Origin of the sequence: Paraburkholderia ferrariae NBRC 106233, assembly GCF_000685035.1 — a bacterium.
Lineage (GTDB): Bacteria > Pseudomonadota > Gammaproteobacteria > Burkholderiales > Burkholderiaceae > Paraburkholderia > Paraburkholderia ferrariae.
Map to the genome: position 1 here is coordinate 222736 of NZ_BAYB01000007.1, position 21718 is coordinate 244453.

Annotated in this window: 18 protein-coding genes; 12 read left to right on the forward strand and 6 right to left on the reverse strand. The window is 62.5% G+C overall.

The window, feature by feature from the left end; all coding sequences use genetic code 11:
* Window position 1 precedes the first annotated feature (1 nt).
* The 12 genes from BFE01S_RS07900 to BFE01S_RS07955 all read left to right on the forward strand — a co-directional run bounded on the left by BFE01S_RS07900 (window position 2) and on the right by BFE01S_RS07955 (window position 15268).
* Window positions 2-643, forward strand: coding sequence for a hypothetical protein (locus BFE01S_RS07900; protein ID WP_028225002.1), 642 nt, complete (start codon window positions 2-4; stop codon window positions 641-643).
* A gap of 42 nt (window positions 644-685) precedes the next feature.
* Window positions 686-1459: an SDR family NAD(P)-dependent oxidoreductase gene (locus tag BFE01S_RS45735; RefSeq protein WP_028225003.1), complete on the forward strand. Its 774-nt coding sequence runs from the start codon at window positions 686-688 to the stop codon at window positions 1457-1459.
* Window position 1460: 1 nt separating this feature from the next.
* Window positions 1461-1913, forward strand: a complete 453-nt coding sequence (locus tag BFE01S_RS44095) for an aldehyde dehydrogenase family protein (protein ID WP_028225004.1) — start codon at window positions 1461-1463, stop codon at window positions 1911-1913.
* Window positions 1914-2491: 578 nt separating this feature from the next.
* On the forward strand, window positions 2492-2926 hold the full coding sequence (locus BFE01S_RS07915) for a DUF2147 domain-containing protein (protein ID WP_028225005.1): 435 nt from the start codon (window positions 2492-2494) through the stop codon (window positions 2924-2926).
* A 25-nt stretch (window positions 2927-2951) separates the two neighbouring features.
* Window positions 2952-3839 (forward strand): TorF family putative porin, encoded by an 888-nt coding sequence (locus tag BFE01S_RS07920; protein WP_042337332.1) that lies wholly within the window; start codon window positions 2952-2954, stop codon window positions 3837-3839.
* Window positions 3840-3916: 77 nt separating this feature from the next.
* Complete coding sequence (locus BFE01S_RS07925) at window positions 3917-5089, forward strand: MFS transporter (RefSeq protein WP_028225007.1); 1173 nt, start codon at window positions 3917-3919, stop codon at window positions 5087-5089.
* 12 nt (window positions 5090-5101) lie between these two features.
* Complete coding sequence (locus BFE01S_RS07930) at window positions 5102-6289, forward strand: amino acid deaminase/aldolase (RefSeq protein WP_042337371.1); 1188 nt, start codon at window positions 5102-5104, stop codon at window positions 6287-6289.
* 36 nt (window positions 6290-6325) lie between these two features.
* On the forward strand, window positions 6326-7636 hold the full coding sequence (locus tag BFE01S_RS37915) for a D-arabinono-1,4-lactone oxidase (protein ID WP_042337333.1): 1311 nt from the start codon (window positions 6326-6328) through the stop codon (window positions 7634-7636).
* Between the two features lie 356 nt (window positions 7637-7992).
* Window positions 7993-10152, forward strand: coding sequence for a hydantoinase/oxoprolinase family protein (locus BFE01S_RS07940; protein WP_028225009.1), 2160 nt, complete (start codon window positions 7993-7995; stop codon window positions 10150-10152).
* Complete coding sequence (locus BFE01S_RS07945; protein ID WP_028225010.1) at window positions 10149-12473, forward strand: hydantoinase B/oxoprolinase family protein; 2325 nt, start codon at window positions 10149-10151, stop codon at window positions 12471-12473. Before BFE01S_RS07940 ends, BFE01S_RS07945 begins: the two co-directional genes overlap by 4 nt.
* Before the next feature lie 41 nt (window positions 12474-12514).
* Window positions 12515-13021 (forward strand): acetone carboxylase subunit gamma, encoded by a 507-nt coding sequence (locus tag BFE01S_RS07950; protein WP_028225011.1) that lies wholly within the window; start codon window positions 12515-12517, stop codon window positions 13019-13021.
* A gap of 210 nt (window positions 13022-13231) precedes the next feature.
* Window positions 13232-15268, forward strand: a complete 2037-nt coding sequence (locus BFE01S_RS07955; RefSeq protein ID WP_028225012.1) for a sigma-54-dependent Fis family transcriptional regulator — start codon at window positions 13232-13234, stop codon at window positions 15266-15268.
* A gap of 122 nt (window positions 15269-15390) precedes the next feature.
* Here the strand turns inward: BFE01S_RS07955 and BFE01S_RS07960 are convergent, their stop codons facing one another.
* The 6 genes from BFE01S_RS07960 to BFE01S_RS07985 form a co-directional block, all read right to left on the reverse strand.
* On the reverse strand, window positions 15391-16278 hold the full coding sequence (locus BFE01S_RS07960) for an amidohydrolase family protein (protein ID WP_042337334.1): 888 nt from the start codon (window positions 16276-16278) through the stop codon (window positions 15391-15393).
* Entirely contained in the window at window positions 16278-17423 is a 1146-nt protein-coding gene (ssuD, locus tag BFE01S_RS07965) for an FMNH2-dependent alkanesulfonate monooxygenase (RefSeq protein WP_028225014.1), read from the reverse strand. Before ssuD ends, BFE01S_RS07960 begins: the two co-directional genes overlap by 1 nt.
* 124 nt (window positions 17424-17547) lie before the next feature.
* The gene (locus BFE01S_RS07970; protein ID WP_218002902.1) at window positions 17548-18348 is read right to left on the reverse strand and encodes an ABC transporter ATP-binding protein; all 801 of its coding nucleotides are present in this window, start codon (window positions 18346-18348) and stop codon (window positions 17548-17550) included.
* Window positions 18342-19715 (reverse strand): ABC transporter substrate-binding protein, encoded by a 1374-nt coding sequence (locus BFE01S_RS07975; RefSeq protein WP_028225016.1) that lies wholly within the window; start codon window positions 19713-19715, stop codon window positions 18342-18344. Before BFE01S_RS07975 ends, BFE01S_RS07970 begins: the two co-directional genes overlap by 7 nt.
* A 48-nt stretch (window positions 19716-19763) precedes the next feature.
* Window positions 19764-20804, reverse strand: coding sequence for a branched-chain amino acid ABC transporter permease (locus tag BFE01S_RS07980; protein ID WP_052420829.1), 1041 nt, complete (start codon window positions 20802-20804; stop codon window positions 19764-19766).
* Window positions 20805-20820: 16 nt separating this feature from the next.
* On the reverse strand, window positions 20821-21702 hold the full coding sequence (locus tag BFE01S_RS07985; RefSeq protein ID WP_028225018.1) for a branched-chain amino acid ABC transporter permease: 882 nt from the start codon (window positions 21700-21702) through the stop codon (window positions 20821-20823).
* Window positions 21703-21718: the final 16 nt, after the last annotated feature.

The window sequence follows — 21718 nt, forward strand, 5'->3', positions numbered from 1 at the left end:
TATGTCCGATACCGAACTGGAACTCGCCCGGCTTTGGCACCTGCTACGCGAACGGTTGGCAACCGGGCAACTGCTGGAGGGCATCGCTCCTGCGTTGTCATTGCGCGTGCCGGGTACCGACGCGATGTGGTTTGGCGAAATCGATGATCAGGAACCCTCGCGTACGTCTTGGCAAAACTATCCAGGCGTCGCCTCCGCAGTTGCAATTCACTCCCGCGTGTACGCCGCTCGCGATGACGTCTGCGCCGTAGCCACCGGTGGCGGGAGGTTCGGGCTGGCATTGGCCGACTTCGGCGGCACCATGCCCGGTGTCTTCGATGAGCAGGTGCGTCATCTCGGGCGTATGCCGCCGCCCGCGATTACTCATGAGCTTCCCCGTGCGCTTGCTCTGAAGGGCAATGTGCTGCTAGTCAACCGTCAGCCGCTTGTGATGGGTATGACTGGCGCACGGTTAGCCTTGAACGCCGAGTTGTTCGAGAAATGTGCGAAGGCCTATGTGCTTGCCACGGCCAGCGCCGGCAGGGTGAAGCCTCTGCCCTGGATCGTGCGGTACGTCGCGAACCGCCGCCTGGCCAGGGATGAAGGCCGGGCCCGTCTGCGTGTGCTGCAGGGCTTGTTGCCAGAAGAGAGCAAGGGGTACTAGACCCTGCTGCACATACCGAACCCATCTGGAATCGGGATAAAAATGGACTTCAGAAACAAAGTAGTGCTGATCGTCGGCGCATCATCGGGCATCGGCCGGGCCTTGGCATTGCGTTTGGCGGGACTCGGCGCGCGAGTCGCAGCCGTAGGCCGCCGCGAAGAGCGGCTACGCAGCCTGATGACGGAGATCTCGGCGCAAAGTGGCTATTGCAGCATCCACGCCGCCGACACTCGGGATACGCGTGCGGCCGAGCAGGTTGTGCAGACGGTCCTTGTTCAGAACGGGCGCATTGATTTGCTCGTACTCAATGCTGGGGGAGCGCCCGCTATCGACATGCGCACGATGGATGCGGCTCAGGTGCTCGACTATATGCGCTCGAACTACGATGTTTCGGTAAACGTACTGTTTCCTGTGCTCCGCGCAATGCGCGCACAGAACAGCGGTGTGGTGGCAGTGACCAATTCGCTTGCCGGCTTGCTCGGTGTACCGCTGCAGGGTCCGTACTGCGCAGCGAAGGGGGCCTTGAAGTTGCTGATCGACACGTGCCGCGTAGAGTTCGGCAGCTTCGGCATCCGCTTTGTCTCCATTTATCCGCGATTTATCGCAACCGAGGCCACGTCCGGCGATGGTATGCCCGCGCCGTTTCAGATGTCGGAAGCTCGTGCTGTCGACCATATTCTGCGCGCCATTCGCGGCGGCTACCTCGATTACGCATTTCCGTGGTCGATGGCAGCGCTGGTCCGAGTGGCCAACGTTCTGCCCAAGCGGTTGGTCGTGCGCGTCCTGCGCCGAGACGTGCCACGTTTGCCTGCGTAACATGCTCGTGAAAATTCCTCCTCCCGAGGCCGATGCCGCCCAGATTCAGGCCACCTTCGCTGCGCAGGCGGCGGCTGCGCTGACGCTCCGAGGCTCCCGTTCCTCTGAACGTCGCGACAAGCTTCGCCGACTCAGCAAGGCGGTGCCGGTACGTGTCGAAGAAGTCGTTGCCGAGGTGTTCGACCCCGTGGAGGTTGCAGTCCTGCAGGGTGCCGTGCAGACATCTACGCAGTTGCTCGCGTTACCGTTCGACCACATCTTCTTCACCGGTTCGCCTGCTGTAGGCAAGGTGATGATGACCGCCGCCCATTCGACATTAGTAACGCCGGAGCCAGGCGGGAAATCCCCGGTAATTGTGGATGCCAGTGCAGACGTCGAGGCTGCGGTGCGCATGCTTGCCTGGGGCAAGCCCTGCCGCGGCCGAACGCAAACAATGTATGGCGTTGCCGACTAACCGTGATTCACCGCAGCGCCCTGGACGAAAAGTATCAATGGGATGCCAGATCTGAGTCTGAAGACCGTCGACGTGCGGGAAGTGACTTACGGTAGTCGAACCATCACGATAACTGGCTCGCGACTCGCCCTGTTCGCGCGTTTGTAATGTAACCAGTATTGCCACGAAGGCCCAGTTCCGTTCGAGGTTTTCCGGGACCCTGCTGAACCATCCAGAAAGTCCAGGCGTGCAGGGCGCTATCGCCTTGCCCGTAACATCCTCACAACGCTTGTTTCATCGAGTATTTCCTCTATTGCCGGACCCGCGCTCCTCATGTGCCCGTGTGCGGGTTTGCGGCAACCGATGATGCATCTTCGCAACATCGATGACGCAGGGGTAATCCCCGACTTGCATCCCAAAATTGTCGCCAATACGATAGTCACAACTACCGTTAATTTTTGCGGTTGTTGCTCCAAACTCTCGCGGTGTCGCAGGTACTAAAGGCGGACACGGGACGTTCGCAGCAGTTGAGAAAAATGGATCCCGGGAGACCACGGTATTACGGTGGGACGCACCATCAATTTAGTAAGGATATCGAAATGTTTAATCTACGTGTTCTCTTCTGCCTTGTTCCCGTTGTCGTGACGGCGACAGTTCAACCCGCGTTTGCATCCGGACCCGACGACGCAAAAGGCCTGTGGCGCTCTGCGGACGGCAATGCCGTTATCGAATTCAAGGCATGTGCCGACGAACCCTCTTCGCTATGCGGCACGATCGTCTGGGACAAGGATGCCGGCACGCCCATCGATGATTGCGGCGTACGTATTGCCAAGCTCAAGCACTATGACGATGACGCGTGGCGGGACGGATGGGTCTTCGACCCGCGCACTAACAAGCATTACAAGGGCGCAGTCCGCGTCAACAGCTCCGGTCTCGCCGTACGGGCGTTTATCGGCACGGAAATGCTGGGCGAAACAGAGCAGATGACTCGCGAACAGGTACTGCCGACGACGCCCGTTTGCAAAAAGAATTGACGCGCGTTCCCACCGGAAGACCATCATGACGAAATCCACGCTTTCGACCCTCTGCCTCGGGCTGATACTTTCATCGGCCTTCTGCGCTAACGCACATGCCGACGATGTCGACATCGCCACATATTCAGTTGTTCCGTCCATCAGCCTGTTGTCCGATGTCCGCACCCGAGGGGTTTCTGACTCGCTCGGCGGCCCCGGTGCAAAACTCTCGGTCGAGGTGGCCCATGAAAGCGGACTGGTTGCAATCGCCGAGATCAACAACGTTAGCCGCGAGGAATTCCCGAACGGAAACGGCACGGACATTACCTTCGCAGGTGGCTGGCGCTTCGGCAATCCGGATAAATGGCATTTTGGTATCGGCCTCGCCACCGAAATTTTTCCCGGAGCTAACTTCGACTCGCCGCAATCCTTCGATTTCGTCAACCAGGTGCCCGCTAATGTCACGAGCACCAACTACAACACCGACTATGTGGTCCTCGAGTTGGGCTACGATAAACTCCAGGGACGCGTGATCAGTGTTATCTCCAAGGATTATCGCGGGGCGAATACCGGTGGCGTGTGCGGCGCCATGCTGCAGTTCGACGCCAATCCCACACAAGCGCTGGAGTGCTATGCCAGAGGTAATCATGGATCGCGCGGTACATTGCTGTTCGACCTCGACTACGATTACGCGATACGCGGCGACACGACCCTGAAACTTCATACGGGGTATCAGAAGGTAGCGAATTTTCCCGAGGCCGACAGCTTTGACTACAGCATCGGAATAACGCACGTCAGATGGGGATTTGAGTGGAATCTCTCGTGGGTCGCGGCTATTGTTAGGACACCTGCTCTATACGCCGTTCAAGACGGCAGTTCCGTCAAATCGACGTCCACTCCGACAATCTTCGCGTCCGTCACACGAAAGTTCTAGGACGCTGTCTGCCTCGGCTGATCGAGGACACTCATTCGGAAATTTCTTATTATCAGCTTTGACAGTCGGGGAAAGCCATGCATTCCATTCAACCTACCGCGCTGAGCCGACAACACATTGTCGCGGCGCTATCGATAGGGTCGATTGCGCTGCTCATGGTGGGCCTGCAGCCGATTCTGCTCGGTGCAATGGTCGACACCAGGCACGCGTCCCTCGAGGGAGTCGGAGTCATCGCCATGAGCGAGATTGTCGCCCTCGGAATTGGTGTTGTACTCGGTGACGTACTGCTCCCCGTCAGCAGACTGCGCGCTATTACGCTGCTTGCCGCCATTATCATATCCGCTCTCGACGGGTTGACCGCGCTGCTCACGGGCGACATGTCGCTCGCGATAGTCCGCGCGGCAGCGGGGGTCGGCGAGGGCGTGCTCGTGTGGGTGACGACCTGTGTCATCGTCCGATCACGTACCGCCGACCGGATTGCCGGCATTTTTCTTACCGTCCAGACGTTAGCGCAGACTGGCGTTGCTGCAGTACTCGCCCGCGCAGTGATCCCTCACTGGAGCTGGCAAGGCGGCTTCGTTACGCTGTCTGCGGTAGCGCTCCTTCCGTGTGTGCTTTTGCTCTGGTTGCCGGGGAATCTAAAACCCCTTTCGCACCATGCGGGTCAACCGTTCGCCTGGTCCATCTCGGCCGCCACGCCGCTGCTGATATCTTTCGTCCAGATGGCGGCACTGGGTTCGTTATGGGCATATCTTGAGCCGATCGGTCAGCGCGCCGGTCTCAATGCTGAAGCGGCGCAGACTGCCGTCTCCGCTGTTCTCTTCATGCAGGTAGTGGGCGGCGTCGTTTCGTCTGGTGCGGTGAGACACCTCGACAACATGAAGACGTTGACCGTCGGCGCAGTCGTAATCGCACTGATCCCGGTCGGCGTGATTACGCTTCCCTCCGGACACGTCGTCAGCTTTATCGCACTTTGCGGCGCGTTCGGTTTCGCGTGGCTGTTCCTGATGCCATTTCAAATCGGACTGGCATTGCGGCTCGATACAAGCGGGCGCGTTGCCACTCTCACCCCCGGCGCTCAACTTCTGGGCACCGCCTTCGGGCCACTCGTCTCATCTCTCGTTGTGACAGGCGACGATGCCGGTCCGGTTCCTTACGTGACATTCGGTTTTGCCGTCAGCGCAATTGTCGTTGCGATTGCCGCACAAATGCTACGCCGACGTTCCCGGCGCACACCGCGGCACGCTTGAATCTGAATGTACATGAAGCTATACGACTATTATCGAACTGCGCTTGCCGGCCAGACATTGCCCGCAGCATTTATCGATCTCGACAATTTAGCACTGAATCTCGAGCAACTCAGATGTCGCGCAGCAGGGTTGCCCATCCGTCTGGTTACCAAATCGGTGAGATCGCTTTCGATCATCCGGCTGGCCCTCGCCGCAGGATCGTTCATGAGGGGGCTACTCTGTTATTCGCCGGTGGAAGCTGCATGGCTTTCGAGCGAAGGCTTCGACGATATCGTGGTTGCGTATCCGTCCGTGGAACCCGCAGACATTCGCGCTGTCGCGGTGCAGTTGCGCTCAGGACGCTCGATTACGCTGATGGTAGATAGCGCTGATCAGGTTGATCTGCTCGACGCGCTCGCAGGAAAAGAGAAAGTTGTCTTCCCGGTGGCGATCGATCTCGACATGTCTTCGAACTTCCCCGGGCTCTATTTTGGCGTGCATCGGTCGCCCGTGCGCGAAGCCGCGACTGCCGTTGCGCTCGCCGCCGAAATATCCCGTCGTTCCGGAGTGAGGTTGGATGGCCTGATGGGTTATGAAGGTCAGATTGCCGGACTGATGGACGCGGAGCCAGGGCGGAGATTGAAGAACCGCATCATTTGCCATTTAAAACACAGGTCGATCCGGGAAGTGACGCAGCGCCGTCAGCGCGTTGTGGAAGCGTTAGCCGAGGCTGGATACCGCTTGCGTTTTGTGAACGGAGGGGGAACGGGTAGTTTCGAAAGCACGAGCGGCGACACCTCGGTAACTGAGCTGGCCGCCGGTTCGGGGCTGTATGCTCCGACGCTGTTCGATCACTATGCGACGTTCAAGGCGCTCCCTGCCGCCGGGTTCGCTCTCCCCATAACGCGATTGCCCATGCCGGGCATTGCGACATGCTCGGGTGGCGGATATATCGCCTCCGGTCCCGCCGGGAAGGACCGCCTTCCGCAGCCGTGGCTGCCTTCCGGCTGCTCGCTTATCGAACACGAGGCTGCCGGCGAAGTCCAGACCCCCGTGCGATATCCGCCTGACGTCGGATTCAGGACGGGCGATCTCGTGCTATTTCGACATGCCAAATCCGGTGAGTTGTGCGAGCGCTTTAACCACCTGCTGCTGATCAAGGATGGGCGCGTGGTCGACCGCGTCACCACTTATCGTGGCGACGGCAAGAACTTCTTCTGATTTCGCGAAAAATGCAGTCCCTGGAGAAAATTCACTATGTGGAGTAACTGGTCCGGGTACGTCAGCAGCCCGAATGCGACGGTATCTACACCGGCGTCGTTCCCCGAGCTTGCCAGCCTGTTGCGACAGGCTGCACGCGGGAACAAGGCTGTGCGAGTCGTCGGTGCCGGACATTCATTTTCGCCTTTGCTGCAGACCGATGGTTTGATCCTATCACTCGATAAGATGCAAGGCGTGGCCGAAATAGACCGGGCCACCGGCACTGCCCGCGTACGGGCGGGGACGCGCCTTTCGGCAATCGGCTCCGCGCTGGCTGCGGAGGGGCTTGCGATGGAAAATCTCGGCGACATCAACGTGCAATCGATTGCGGGTGCCACCAGTACCGGCACGCATGGCACCGGAATCCTGCTTGGCAACGTGGCAACACAGATCGCCAGCATGAAGTTCATGACGGCCGAAGGCACGGAAGTGCAGGCGTCGCCTGGCGAGAACCCTGATCTCTTCGAAGGTGGAAGGATCGGCTTGGGCGCTCTCGGTGTGATAACCGAAATTGGCTTGAAGGTGGTACCTGCCTTCAGGCTGAAACTGGAGCGCGGCAAAATGAACTTCGACGAGTGCCTCGCGCGAGCCGCGTCGCTAGCAAAGCGACATCGTTCGTTTGAATTGTTCTGGTTGCCTCATACAGACTCAGTGTTGACGAAAGTATGGAACGTGACGGAGGAACCCATCACGCCAACCGGGTTGAAGCGATATGTTACCGAGGATCTTCTGGAAAATTTTCTGTTCGGCTTGATCTGCCGACTCAGCAAATGGGCACCGTCGTCTTGCCCGTCGCTCAGTCGCCTATGTGCAGCATTTATCTCACCCGGCCAGCACGTCGAGGCAAGCCATTTGATGTTGTCGACGGTACGACGCGTGCGCTTTAACGAAGCGGAGTGGTCAGTTCCCGCGGAGCGCGGCGCCGATGCATTGCGTGAAATCCGCGCATTTATCGAACGCAAAAGCTTCCCACTGATGTTCCCACTGGAATACCGATGGGTGCGGGGTGACAACATCTGGCTTAGCCCAAATTATGGGCGCGACAGTGTGCATATCTCGGTACACCAGTACCGAGGTATGCCTTACGAGCAGTATTTCGACGGAGTACAGGCAATTTGTCTCAATCATGGTGGAAGGCCGCATTGGGGCAAGGTGCATTCACTGGCAGCAAAGGATCTCGCCGGAATCTATCCACGCTGGGACGACTTTTTGGCTTTGCGTGAACGCATGGATCCCAAAGGCCGGTTCCTTACCCCATATTTACGCTCGCTGTTCGGTCTGCATAGTGCAAGGAATCAGCCGGGCTAGTACTACAGCCGTAGATACTAACCAACGGGCAGGGCACAACCACGGCGTCGATTTACCCCACTCCATCCGGCGATCGACGAACACGGCCCCGTCCGCGCCCGTCCGGTTTCCGGTCGGCCGTCCGGAAACCGGACGGCCGACTTCATGCTGCTGCACGGCAAAGCCGGCTTCCCCGCCATCTCCCGCACGGCGTCCCGACCCGCGCCGATTGCCTTTGCCGTATTCCAGCGTGGTCTTGCACCGCACGATGGTACGGTTGTTGCACTTCTATGCGCCGGCAGTGCCCATCAGGGCCGCCCCCCAACCGGCGCGCGAAGTTCCGCGCGTCTTGATTCCTAAAATGCGGAGACAGGTTCATGGAAGTGCAATCCCCCGTGCAGGTGATGGGCATCGATGCCGGCGGCACGATGACCGATACCTTCTTCGTCCGCTCGGACGGACGCTTCGTGGTCGGCAAGGCCCAGAGCAATCCGGCCGACGAATCGCTCGCCATCTTCAACTCGTCGCAGGACGCGCTTGCGCACTGGCAGCGCGGCGCCGACGACGTCTATCCGGAACTGCTGACCTGCGTTTATTCGGGCACCGCCATGCTCAACCGCGTCGTGCAGCGCAAGGGCCTCGAAGTGGGTCTGATCGTGAACCGCGGCTTCGAGCACGTGCATTCGATGGGCCGTGCGATCCAGAGCTATCTCGGCTACGCGCTCGAAGAACGCATTCACCTCAACACGCACCGCTACGACGAGCCGCTCGTGCCGCTCTCGCGCACGCGCGGCGTGACCGAGCGCACCGACGTGCAGGGCGAAATCGTGATCCCGCTGCGCGAACAGGAGGTCCGCCAGGCCGTGCGCGAGCTCGTCGACGCGGGCAGCAAGGCGCTCGTGATCGTGCTGCTGCAGTCGCACAAGAACGGCGCGAGCGAACGACGCGCGCGCGACCTCGCGCTCGACGAACTCAAGCAACTGGGCACCGAGCTGCCCGTGTTCGCCTCGGTCGATTACTATCCGCAGCGCAAGGAAAGTCATCGCATGAACACGACCATCCTCGAGGCGTACGCGGCCGAGCCGTCGCGCCAGACGCTGCGGAAGGTCAGCGAGCGCTTTCACAGGCACGGCGCGAAATTCGATCTGCGCGTGATGGCCACGCACGGCGGCACGATCAGCTGGAAGGCGAGAGAGCTCGCGCGCACGATCGTTTCGGGGCCGATCGGCGGCGTGATCGGCTCGAAACTGCTCGGCGGCGCGCTCGGCTACGAGAACATCGCATGCTCGGACATCGGCGGCACCTCGTTCGACATGGCGCTCATCACGAAGGGCAACTTCACGATCGCCTCCGACCCGGACATGGCCCGGCTCGTGCTCTCGCTGCCGCTCGTCGCGATGGACTCGGTCGGGGCGGGCGCGGGCAGCTTCGTGCGACTCGACCCGTATAGCGGCTCGATCAAGCTCGGGCCCGACAGCGCCGGCTATCGCGTCGGCACCTGCTGGCCCGAGAGCGGGCTCGACACCGTCACGGTGTCCGACTGCCATGTCGTGCTCGGTTATCTGAATCCGGACAACTTTCTCGGCGGCGCGATCAAGCTCGACGTCAACCGCGCGCGACTGCACATCAAGGATCAGATCGCCGATCCGCTCGGCCTCTCGATCGAGGACGCGGCCGCCGGCGTGATCGAACTGCTCGATCTGCAACTGCACGAGTACCTGCGCTCGAACGTCAGCGCGAAGGGTTACAACCCGACCGACTTCGTATGCTTCTCGTACGGCGGCGCCGGTCCCGTGCACACCTATGGCTACACGGAAGGGCTCGGCTTCAAGGACGTGATCGTGCCCGCGTGGGCTGCGGGCTTCTCGGCATTCGGCTGCGCCTGTGCGGACTTCGAGTACCGCTACGACAAGAGCGTCGATCTCGCGCTACCGCAGGGCGCACCGGACGCGGACAAGGCGCAGGCCGCGGCGACGATCCAGCAGGCGTGGTCCGAGCTCGCGGCCAAGGTGATCGAGGAATTCCGCATCAACGGCTTCAAGGCCGGGGACGTGATCCTGCGGCCCGGCTATCGCATGCAATACATGGGACAGCTAAACGATCTCGAGATCGACTCGCCGATCGCCGCGGCCGGTACCACGCAGGACTGGGACCGCATCGTCGAGGCATTCGAGGACACCTATGGCCGCGTCTACGCGAGCTCGGCACGCTCGCCCGAGCTCGGCTTCTCGGTGACGGGCGCGATCATGCGCGGCATGGTGATCACGCAGAAGCCGGTATTGCCCGAGGACCCCGAAGCCGGCCCGACACCCCCCGGCGAGGCAAGGCTCGGCACGCGCCGCCTCTATCGCCACAAGACCTGGCACGAGGCCACGCTGTGGAAGATGGAAGCGCTCAAGCCCGGCAACACGATCGCCGGGCCCGCGATCATCGAATCGGACGCGACCACTTTCGTGGTGCCGCTCGGCTTCGCCACGACAATCGACAAGCACCGCCTGTTCCATCTGAAAGAAGTCCATCAAGGAGACGACGCATGAACCGCGTGACCAGTCAGGAAGTCGGCCTGCCCGACCTGCTCGGTACGGGCCAGACACTCAAGCAGTTTCGCGACGCGATCCTCGCGCGCACCGAGTCCTCGGGCCATTACAACGGCCTCGATAAACTCGAGTTCCGCGAGCGCGATCCGATCCGCTACGAGAAGCTGTTCTCGAAGCTGCGCGGCGGTCTCGTGCATGCGCGCGAAACGGCCAAGAAGATCGCGGCGAGCCCGATCGTCGAGCAGGAGGGGGAGCTGTGCTTCACGCTCTACAACGCGGCCGGCGACTGCGTGCTGACTTCGACCGGCATCATCATTCACGTCGGCACGATGGGTGCGGCGATCAAGTACATGATCGAAAATAACTGGGAACAAAACCCTGGCATCAATCCGGGCGACATGTTCACGAACAACGACTGCGCGATCGGCAACGTGCACCCGTGCGACATCGCGACGATCGTGCCGATCTTCGCCGAGGGCCGGCTGATTGGCTGGGTGGGCGGCGTCACGCACGTGATCGACACGGGCGCGGTCACGCCGGGCTCGATGTCGACGGGCCAGACCCAGCGCTTCGGCGACGGCTACATGATCACCTGCCGCAAGACCGGGGTGAACGACACGCCGCTGCGCGACTGGCTGCACGAAAGCCAGCGTTCGGTACGCACGCCGAAATACTGGATTCTCGACGAGCGTACCCGCATCGCTGGGTGCCACATGGTGCGCAGCCTCGTCGAGGAGACCATTGCCGAGGAGGGCATCGATGCCTACGAGAAATTCGCGTACGAAGTGATCGAAGAGGGCCGCCGCGGCCTGCAGACCCGCGTCAAGGCGCTCACGCTGCCCGGAAAGTATCGCAAGGTCGCGTTCGTCGACGTGCCTTACAAGCACGAGGATGTGCAGACCTCGAACGCCTTCGCGAAGCTCGATTCGATCATGCACTCGCCCGTCGAGATGGAGATCCGCAAGGACGGCTCATGGCGGCTCGACTTCGAGGGCGCGAGCCGCTGGGGCTGGCACTCGTACAACGCGCACCAGGTCGCGTTCACGAGCGGCATCTGGGTGATGATGACGCAGACGCTCGTGCCGACGCAGCGCATCAACGACGGCGCCTATTACGGCACCGAGTTCCATCTGCCCAAGGGCGCATGGATGAACCCGGACGACCGCCGTACCGGGCACGCCTATGCGTGGCACTTCCTCGTCTCGGGCTGGAGCGCGCTGTGGCGCGGTCTCGGCCAGGCCTACTTCAGCCGCGGCTATCTCGAGGAGGTCAATGCGGGCAACGCGAACACCTCGAACTGGCTGCAAGGCGGCGGCATCAACCAGGACGGCGAGATTCACGCGGTCAACAGCTTCGAGGCCTCGTCGTGCGGCACCGGCGCGGGTGCGATCCGGGACGGCCTCAATCACGGCGCGGCGATCTGGAACCCCGAAGGCGACATGGGCGACATGGAAATCTGGGAGATGGCCGAGCCGCTGCTGTACCTCGGGCGCAACGCGAAGTGCAACTCGGGCGGTTACGGCAAGTATCGCGGCGGCACCGGTTTCGAGAGCCTGCGCATGGTCTGGAAGGCGCAGGACTGGACCATGTTTTTCATGGGCAACGGCTACATGAACAGCGACTGGGGCTTCATGGGAGGGTATCCGGCGGCCACGGGCTACCGTTTCGAGGCACACGGCACGGGCCTCAAGGAGCGCATCGCGAAGGGCCAGAGCCTGCCGCTCGGCGCGGACCTGAACCCGGACCATCCGGAATACGAAAAGAGCCTGAATGCGGGCGCCGTGATCAAGCGCGACCATCAATGCATGACGACCGAGGACTGCTACGACAATTACGACCTGTACCTGAACTATCTGCGCGGCGGCCCGGGTTTCGGCGATCCGCTCGACCGCGACCTCGCGTCGATCGCGCGCGATCTCAACGACCAGGCGCTGCTGCCCGAGTTCGCGCTGAAGGTACACGGCGCGGTGGCGACCCAGGACGACAACGGCCGCTGGCTCGCCGACGAAAAGGCGAGCCAGCTGCGGCGCCTCGAGATCCGCAAGGCGCGCATCGCGCGCGCGCGTCCCACCCGCGAATGGATGAAGGACGAGCGCGGGCGCATCCTCGCGAAGGAGGCGGCGGTCCAGGTGCAGCACATGTTCGCGACGAGCTTCGGACTCTCGAAGAAGTTCGAGACGCAGTTCCGCACGTTCTGGTCGCTGCCCGAGAGCTGGACGCTCACCGAGGAGGAGCTGGCCGTGCCGACCTACGGTTCGAAGTTCCGCATGGATCTCTCGAAGATGCCCGACGTGCGCACCGTCGTGCTCGTCGACGAGTGAGCGCGGCCAGCCCGACGAACGACTGACAAGGAGACAAGACGATGACGACCTATACGCAGGAACAGGTCAGCAAGCTCGTGGACGGCACGCTCGACTGGGAAACCACGCTGCGCATGCTGTCGATGCCGAAGGATACGGCGCGCTTCGAACAGTATCTGGCGACGTTGCAACAGCGACTCAACTGGGCCGACCGGATCGTGCTGCCGCTCGGACCGCATCTGTACATCGTGCAGAAGGCGGACAGCAGGAAATGGCTGACGAAGTGCGATTGCGGCCACGAGTTCGGCGACTGGCGCAGCAACTGGAAGCTCGACGCGCTCGTGTACGTGCGCGATACCGAGGATGCGATGGCCGAGGTCTATCCGAAGCTCATGGCGCCCGACACGCAGTGGCAAGTGTATCGCGAGTACTATTGCCCGCAGTGCGGCACGCTGCACGACGTCGAGGCGCCCACGCCGTGGTATCCGGTGATTCACGACTTCGAGCCCGACATCGACACGTTCTATCGCGAGTGGGTGAACCTGCCGGTGCCGGAACGCGTCGACTAGCGCTGCGCCGGGCCGACCGGCGTTGCGTAGGCTGGACAGGCCGGGCAGGCGACTGCACGGCCTGTTCGCGCTGGGTCCGCGCGGCGCCAGTCGATGCCGTGCCGTTGCTTCCGTACAGGGTCGCGTCGCGGTAGATGCGACTATCATGGGGTGCGTGGCGCCGCAGGCGACACAGGAATGCCGGATACACGGCGTCAAGGAGACAACTGGATGCCTTCCCCCTCCAGTGAGCTATTCTCGGACCCCGGCGACGAAGCGGGCGTCATGCAGGCCTGGGAGTCCTTCGTGCGCGGCGACGCCGTGCCGGAGCCCGCGCTGTCGCTGCGTGCGCTGGTCGACTTCTCGTGGCAGCGCTGCCAGGCGGCCAGGGTCGACCCGAACCAGCGCAGCGGCCCCCAGCCCTTGCCCGATCAGGACCTTTATATGCTGCGCGAGCGGCGCCGCGAACTGCTCGAGGCGAGCGCGCCGGTCATGGCCTGCGCGCGGGATTTCCTTTCGGAAACCGGCACGATGATGGTGCTTGCCGATTCGTACTCGACGATTCTGAGCGTCGAGGGCGACACGCCGACGGTCGGCTCGGCCGAAACCATCGCGCTGATGCCGGGTGTGCGCTGGAGCGAGGCGCTGTGCGGCACCAACGCGATCGGTACGGCGCTCGCGGTGGGCGAGCCCGTGCAGATCCATTCGGCGGAGCACTATTGCGCGGGCATCAAGCGCTGGACCTGCTCGGCATCGGTTGTCAGGCATCCGATGGACGGCGAGGTGATCGGCGCGGTCGACGTCTCGGGTCTTTCCCAGACCTATAACCGGCAGAGTCTCGCGCTCGTCGTGACTACCGCGCGGCGCATCGAGAGCCGGCTCTCGATGGGCGAGATGGAGCGGCGCAACGCGCTGCTCGAACACAGCCTCGACTACTGGAACCGCGCGCACGCGCAGGGGCTCGTGCTGTTCGACCGGCGCGGCAATCTCGTCCGGCTCAACGAAACGGCGCACGCGGCGCTCGCGCGGCTCGCGGCGCAGGGCGCGGCCGTCGAGGCGGCCGATCTGCGGCAGATTCCGCAACTGGCCGCGGGGCGGCTGCAGGCAAGCGTCGCCGCGCACGCGCTACCCGCGTGGCTGCGCCCCGAATGGCTCGAACCGCTGATGGTCGCGGGCGAGCACATCGGCACGCTGGTCGTGCTGCCGTGTCCGCCGCGCGCGCACGAATTGCGCGCGGGCGGCGCCGAACCGTCCGCTCGCGCGCGGCCCGATTTCGCGAACATCGTGACCGGCGACACGGCCATGCGCGCCGCGATTGCGCGCGCCCGGCAACTCGCGCGATCGCGCGTGCCGATCCTGCTGCTCGGCGAAACGGGCGTGGGCAAGGAGGAGTTCGCGCGCGGCATCCACGAGGCCGGCGAAGGGCCGTATATCGCGCTCAATTGCGGCAGCATGGCGCGCGAGCTGCTTGCGAGCGAGCTGTTCGGCTATGCCGACGGCGCGTTCACGGGCGCGCGCAAGGGCGGCATGACCGGCAAGATCGAAGCCGCGAACGGCGGCGTGCTGTTTCTCGACGAGATCGGCGAGATGCCGCTCGACATGCAGCCGCATCTGCTGCGCGTGCTCGAACAGGGCGAGATCTACCGGCTCGGCGAGAACGTGCCGCGCAAGGTGAATTTCCGGCTCATCGCGGCGACGCACCGCGATCTGCGCGCCGAGGTGGCCGCGGGGCGCTTCCGCATGGACCTGTACTACCGCGTCGCGGTAAGCACGGTGCCGATTCCCCCCTTGCGCGAGCGGCGCGGCGACATTGCATTGATCGCGCGACATTTTTTGCAGCGCCTCGCGCCGGGCGCCACGCCGCAGGGTCTCACGCGCGCCGCGCTCGACGCGCTGCACGCCTACGACTGGCCCGGCAACGTGCGCGAACTGCGCAACGCGGTCGAGAGTGCGCTGCTACTGAGCGAGGGCGGCCCGATCGAGGTGGAGCATCTGCCGTATGAGCTGCGTGACGCATCCGCGGCAGGCGCCGGGACGGTCTTCAAGGCCGGAGCGAGCGCCCAGCTGGTGCGCGAACCACTCCGCGGCGAGGCGGCCACCGCGACTATGCCGAGCCATGTGACGAGTATCGCCGAGGGGGAGGAGGCGCTGATCCGGAGTGCGATTGCGGCCAGCGGCGGCAACCTCACGCGCGCGGCGCGTCAGTTGAACATCGCAAAGAGCACGCTGTACGTGAAGATGCAGCGTTACGGGCTGCGCCGTCCCTGAGCCGGTTGCCGCGCGGACCGGCCAGAACGTAGTGAGCACCATCATGCTGCGGGTCTGTCCCGCTGCGTTCCGCGTGGCTGAACCGTCAACGGCGGGAGTGATAACCGATCGGTTCGGCCCATCTATTTGCCCGCCAATTTGAATAGCTGCGCAGCATTACTGTACAGAAGCTTGTCCAGTACATCTTCCTTGAAACCTGCCGCAAGAAAATCGTCGATAGTCTGACCGATGGGCCGAAATGGATAAGACGAACCAAACAGCAGTTGATCACCCAGGAAACTGTTGGCGGCATCGACATAGCTCTGGCTGCCCGGCTGGAACAGATACATATCCGGTACCACGAACACGTTTTCGTAGCGAAAGGCTACGCCCACCATCTGCTGCACATTAGGCCAGTAACCGTGATAAGCCACGATCTGCAGCAGGGGGAACGCCTGAGCGACGCGCGCAAGCGGTGCCGGATCATTGAACCGAAGATCCGGTGTGGTTGGACCACTCATTAAAAACACGGGCACCTTCAGGCTCGCAGCCAGCTCATAAACCGGCCAATACACCGGATCATCAGGGTGACGCGGCGGCTCGCCGAAACCGGGTTCAATGTTGATACCTGCCAGGCCCAACGTCCGTACGGCCCGCTCTGCTTCCGCTAGCGCTGCGGCCTCCCCCTGCAAAACGGGATCGACTGCACCGATACCGATTAATCCGGAATGGCCACTGACGATACGATGAATCGTATCGTTCGGTAAATGCTGGCCCGGCGTATGACGCCCAACCACGACCGCATGCGCTACACCTGCCTCGCGAATTTCATCGAGAAACCCGTCTTGTGTACGGGAGCGGATGAAATGAGCATCATCGCCTCGTGTGCCCACGCGTCGATTCAACCAACGCGCAGTGGCTTCACCAGCAGAACCCGGTGTCGCTCCGAAAAAGTCGTGGAGCCAGGCGGGGCGGCAGCGCAAATCAATTACCCGATGGCCCGAGCCATGCGTCCGAATATTTTCGCTCATCAGTGGTTCTCCGAGGTGCCTGGCGTCGTAGCGCGAACATCGAACGCACCGCCCGTTAATGCCTGATCGCGCAGCGTGACCGGCACCTTACCAGGCAACAACGGAAATACCAGTTCTGCGAAACGGATTGCCTCCTCCAGATGCGGATAACCGGACAACACAAAAGTATCCACGCCGAGATCCCTATACTCCTGAAGGCGCGACGCTACCTCCGCTGCACTGCCGACGAGTGCCGTACCTGCGCCACCGCGCACGAGGCCAACGCCTGCCCAGAGATTCGGGCCAATCACCAGCTTTTCGCGGCTGCCGCCATGCAGTGCAGCCATCCGCTTCTGCCCTACGGAATCCATGCTTGCGTAATTACGCTGTGCCGCTGCGACTTCTTCGTCCGTGAGATGACTGATCAACTTGTCAGCATCGGCCCAGGCTTCCTGGCTCGTTTCGCGCACGATGACATGCAGACGCACACCGAAACGAATCTGTCGACCGTATTGCCCGGCACGCCGGCGGACGTCCGCGATCTTCTCTGCCACCGCAGCGGGAGGCTCGCCCCAGGTCAGATATGAATCGACATGCTTCGCTGCCAGGTCATGCGCCGCAGGCGAAGAGCCGCCAAAATACAGCGGAGGGTAGGGCGCACTCACGGGCGGAAAGAAATTCTGCGCGCCCCGCACCGTCAAGTGCTTGCCTTCGAAATCGACCTTTTCCCCTTCCAGCAGTTGACGCCAGATTGTGAGAAATTCGTCGCCGGCCTCATAGCGCTCGTCGTGACTGTAGAACGCGCCGTCAGCAGCAAGTTCGGTGGCATCGCCACCGGGCACAATATTAAGCAATAGCCGCCCCTTGCCGAGCGCTTCATCCAGCGTGACTGCCTGGCGAGCGGAAGCCGTCGGATTGCCGAGCGATGTACGCAGTGCCACCAGCAGTTTAATGCGCCGTGTGACCGGGGCAAGACTTGCCGCCGTGACCCAAGGATCAAGGCAGGAGGCGCCCGTGGGAATCAGCAGGCCATCGTAGCCAAGCTCGTCGGCCGTAACCGCAATCCGACGCAGATAAGCATTCGTTGCTTGACGACCGAAATCAGACTTGCCCAGATAGCGGGTATCGCCTGAAGTTGGCAAAAACCAGAAAATATCGAGACTCATGACATATTTGTGAAGGGTCACACTCCATATCACCCGCGGCTTCCATGCCTGACCACCCGTTTTGCCAAACCGGCTCAGATGCCGTGGGAAGAAATCCGACGCCGGCCTTCGAATGCAACGCCCGTCATGCAGAAGTCGCCGCTACTGCCCGGTTCGTGCGTCTGGCACCGTAGTCGACCGGCGTGCCGCCCAGATAAGCATCCTGTAAAGCGTCGAGTTCCCTGAGTTCATCCGCCGCACCGTGCGCGACGACCCGGCCGCTTTCCAGCACATAGCCATAACCGGCAAAACGCAGGGCAATCGAGGCGTTCTGCTCGGCGAGCAGGAAGCTCACCCCCTCGTCCCGGTTGAGTGCCCCGATGGTCTCGAAGATTTCCTCGACAATCAGCGGCGCGAGCCCCATCGAAGGTTCGTCAAGCAGTACCAGTGACGGACGCGCCATCAGCGCCCGGCCGATCGCCACCATCTGCTGTTCACCGCCCGACGTATAGCCCGCCGGCGCCTTCCGCTTCACCCTCAGGCGCGGAAAGATCGTGTAGATCCGTTCGAGATCAGACTCGATCTCCGGGCGCCGGGGCCGCCGCACGAAAGACCCGATCCGCAGGTTCTCTTCGACCGACAGATGCCCGAAGCAACGCCGCCCTTCGAGCACCTGTACAAGACCTCGCTCAGCCAGCGTCCACGGCTCAGAGCGCGTAACGTCCTCGCCGCTATAGGCAATGCGTCCGCCGGTCAGTTCACCGCGCTCGGCGCGCACCAGGCTGGAAATTGCCTTGAGCGTGGTGGTTTTGCCTGCACCGTTGCCACCGAGCAGCGCGACGATCGCCCCCTGGGGCACCGTCAGCGATACCCCACGCAAAGCGGGGATGATCTGACTGTAGGTCACGGCCAGGTCGTCGACCTGCAGGATCGGCTTGTTCACGATGATGACTCCGCCTTGCTGCAGTCGCGCGGCGTAATGCCTTTCTCCCGGGCGTAGGCAAGCGCCGACTTTTCGATAATCGGACGAAGCAGTGCGCGATCAGCCTGCACCCAGCCGCTGATGAGATTCCACTTCTGGCCGTCCCACTGCTGGAAACGTACCGCACCGCCACCTTCATGGTCCGCGCAGGACAGCTTGAGCGGCTGCACCAGACCGAGCGCACCCAGCTGCTTGAGACGCGCGTCGTCGAGATCGAGATGCTCGAAGCCCCAGCGCACCTGCTCGCCGGTAAGCGGCTTGTCGCCGAACTTGCGCTGGGCGACGCGTACCGCTTCCACGTTGAGAATGCCGTTCACCACGCCGAGGTTGTAGTACACGGTGCCGAAGCGCGCCGGGTCCTTCAGGTTGCCGTTGCCGGGCTTGATCACGTACTGGTTGATCGCCTGCAGGACCGGATAGCCGGTACCGGACGGGTGAGTCGTGATCGAGATGTAACCCTTCGCGGCGTCGCCGGCCGGACGTACGTCCTCTTCCGAATTGCTCCAGATATTGCCGATGATGTGATCGGCCGGGTAGCCGACCTTCTGGGCAGTCTTGAGCGCCACCGGATTCATCACGCCCCAGCCGCGCAGGATCACCCAGTCGGGATTGATCTGGTGGATCTTCAGCCATTGCGAGCCCTGCTCGTTGCCCGGATGCGGTACCTCGATCTGCGTCACATCGAAGCCGTATTTCTTGGCGAGCAGATTGACTACCGGAATCGTCTCGCGGCCGTACGGCGAGCCGTGGTAAAGCACGACGATCTTCTTGCCCTTCAGGTTCGCGAGTCCGCCCGAGCGCTGGCCGATGTAATTGACGATCGCCGAGACCTCGCTGTACGGATTGAGCTGCAGCGGAAACACGTAGGGAAATACCGCCCCGTCGGTCGAATCGGTGCGGCCGTGGTTGATCGTGATGAGCGGAATCTTGTCGGCCGTCGAGCGGTCGATCGTGGCATACGCAATGCCAACCGACAGCGGGTTGGTCGCGGCTGCCGGCGCGCCGTCCGGTCCGCTGTTCTTCAGGCGCTCGTAGCACTCGACGCCTTTCTCGACCACGTATTCGGTCTCGCACTCCTTCCAGACCAGCTTCACGCCGTTGACGCCGCCGTCACGCGCGTTGACGAGTTGCATGTAATCGATAAACCCGCCGAAGAAACCGCTGCCGCCAGCCGCATAAGGGCCCACCCGGTAACTTTGCAGCGGAAAGTACTCTTCGCCGGCCGCATGCGCCTGAGGCAGCGCACCGGCAGTCAAGGCGAGCACGGCCACGAAGGCCGAGGCCAGTTGTCCCCATTTCGTTCGAGCGGTTCGACGATTATTATTTTCCATAACTAAATTATTCCTTGAGTGAAAAAATAAATGTTCGGACAAAACGGCTCAGGATGCTTTCGAGCGACGTTGGCGCACGAGCAGTACCAGCCTGGCAAGACCTTCCGGTTCCTTGATCAGAAACACGATGATCAGCGTGCCGAAGACGATCTTCTGCAGGTTCTGTAGCTGGTCGTCGCCGATTCCGACCTGCGCGAGCTGGCTGCCCACGTTCGACAGCAGGATCGGCAGCAGCACGATGAACGCAGCGCCGAGGAAATTCCCGCCGATGCTGCCCATGCCGCCGATGATGATGATGAACAGGATCTGGAAGGACAGGTTCAGGCTGAAACCGTCCGGCTCGATCGTGCCGAGGTACGCGAACGCCCAGAGTGCGCCGGCAATGCCGAGCACGAACGAACTGAGCGCGAACGCGAGCAGCTTGGTGCGGCCGATCGGGATGCCGATCACGCGCGCCGCCGTGTCCATGTCGCGTACCGCCATCCAGCGCCGCCCCAGTTCGCTGCGCACGAGACTGGTCCCCAGCGCGAACAACACCAACGCCACGCCGAGTACAAACAGATAGCGAGACGCTGGCCTGTCGATGTGCCAGTGGCCGATCTCGAGCGGCGGCGCGCTCAGCACGCCCGACGTGTCGTCGTTCGAAAACCAGCTCACGTGCGTGAAGAGCCACACCACGAAAAACTGCGCGGCCAGCGTGGAGACGATCAGATAGAACCCCTTGATGCGCAGGCTCGGCAGGCCGAACAGCACGCCCACCGCCGCACTCACGAGTCCGCCGAGCAGCAGGCCGACGGGCAACGGCAAATCCGGCACACGCACGAGCAGGTTGTAGCTCGCATACGCGCCGATCGACATGAACGCCGCCGAGCCGAGCGAAAGCTGCCCCGCATAGCCGGTCAGAAAGTTCAGCCCGAGCCCCGCGATCGACAGGATCAGGAACGGCACGAGGATTGCGTTGAGCCAGTAGTCGTTGGCCCACAGCGGCACGCCGACGAACGCAACGAGCGCCAGCACGGCCGGCACGATCCACTGGCGCGGGTTCAGCCTGCGCGGCGCGGAAACCGGGGCGGTATTGGTCAATTCCATGTCCATGTGAAGGCCCTCAGACGCGCTCGACGGCCGGCTCGCCGAACAGGCCATATGGTCGCGCAAGCAGGAACAGCATCGCGAGCAGATACGGGAACCAGTTCTCGATGCCGTCGCCGATCACGTTGCCCGCGTAGACCTCGGCAAGCTTCTCGGTTGCGCCGACGAGCAGCCCACCCGCGATCGCGCCGCCGATCGACGAGAAGCCGCCGATGATCAGCACCGGCAGTGCTTTCAGCACGACCAGCGACAGCGAGAACTGCACGCCGAGCCGTGCGCCCCACAGCAGGCCGGCAACGAGACTCGTGAACCCGGCCAGCGCCCACACCACCGCCCAGATGCGCGGCAGGCGAATGCCGACCGCAAGCGCGGCGAGAGGATCGTCGGCCACCGCGCGCAGCGACAGCCCGAGCCGCGACCACTTCGCGAACAGCGACAACCCGAGCACCAGCACACCGGCTGTCGCTGCCGCGAACAGGTCGAACTGGCTGATCATCACGCCGGCCAGATGCAGTGGCTTGTCGTCGATGCCGAGATCGAGGCCGTGTACCTGCGCCCCCCAGAACAGTTGCGCCGCGCCTTCGAGTATCAGGCTCAGGCCGAGCGTGGCCATGAACAGCACGATCGGCGGCCGGTTCACGAGCGGACGCAGCACCAGCCGCCCCGTCAGGATCGCGATCACGACCAGCGCGGCGAGCGTAGCCGCGAACGCGAGCCATCCGTTCCAGCCGCGCTCGACGAGGCTCACGTAGGTCAGAGCGCCGAACAGCACGAGCGCACCCTGCGCAAAGTTGAAGATGCCGGACGCCTTGTAGATCAGCACGAAACCGATTGCGACGAGCGAGTACATGACGCCCGCGAGCAGGCCGCCGACCAGCACCTCGATGAAGAACTCCATTGCTTTCCCCGTTGCG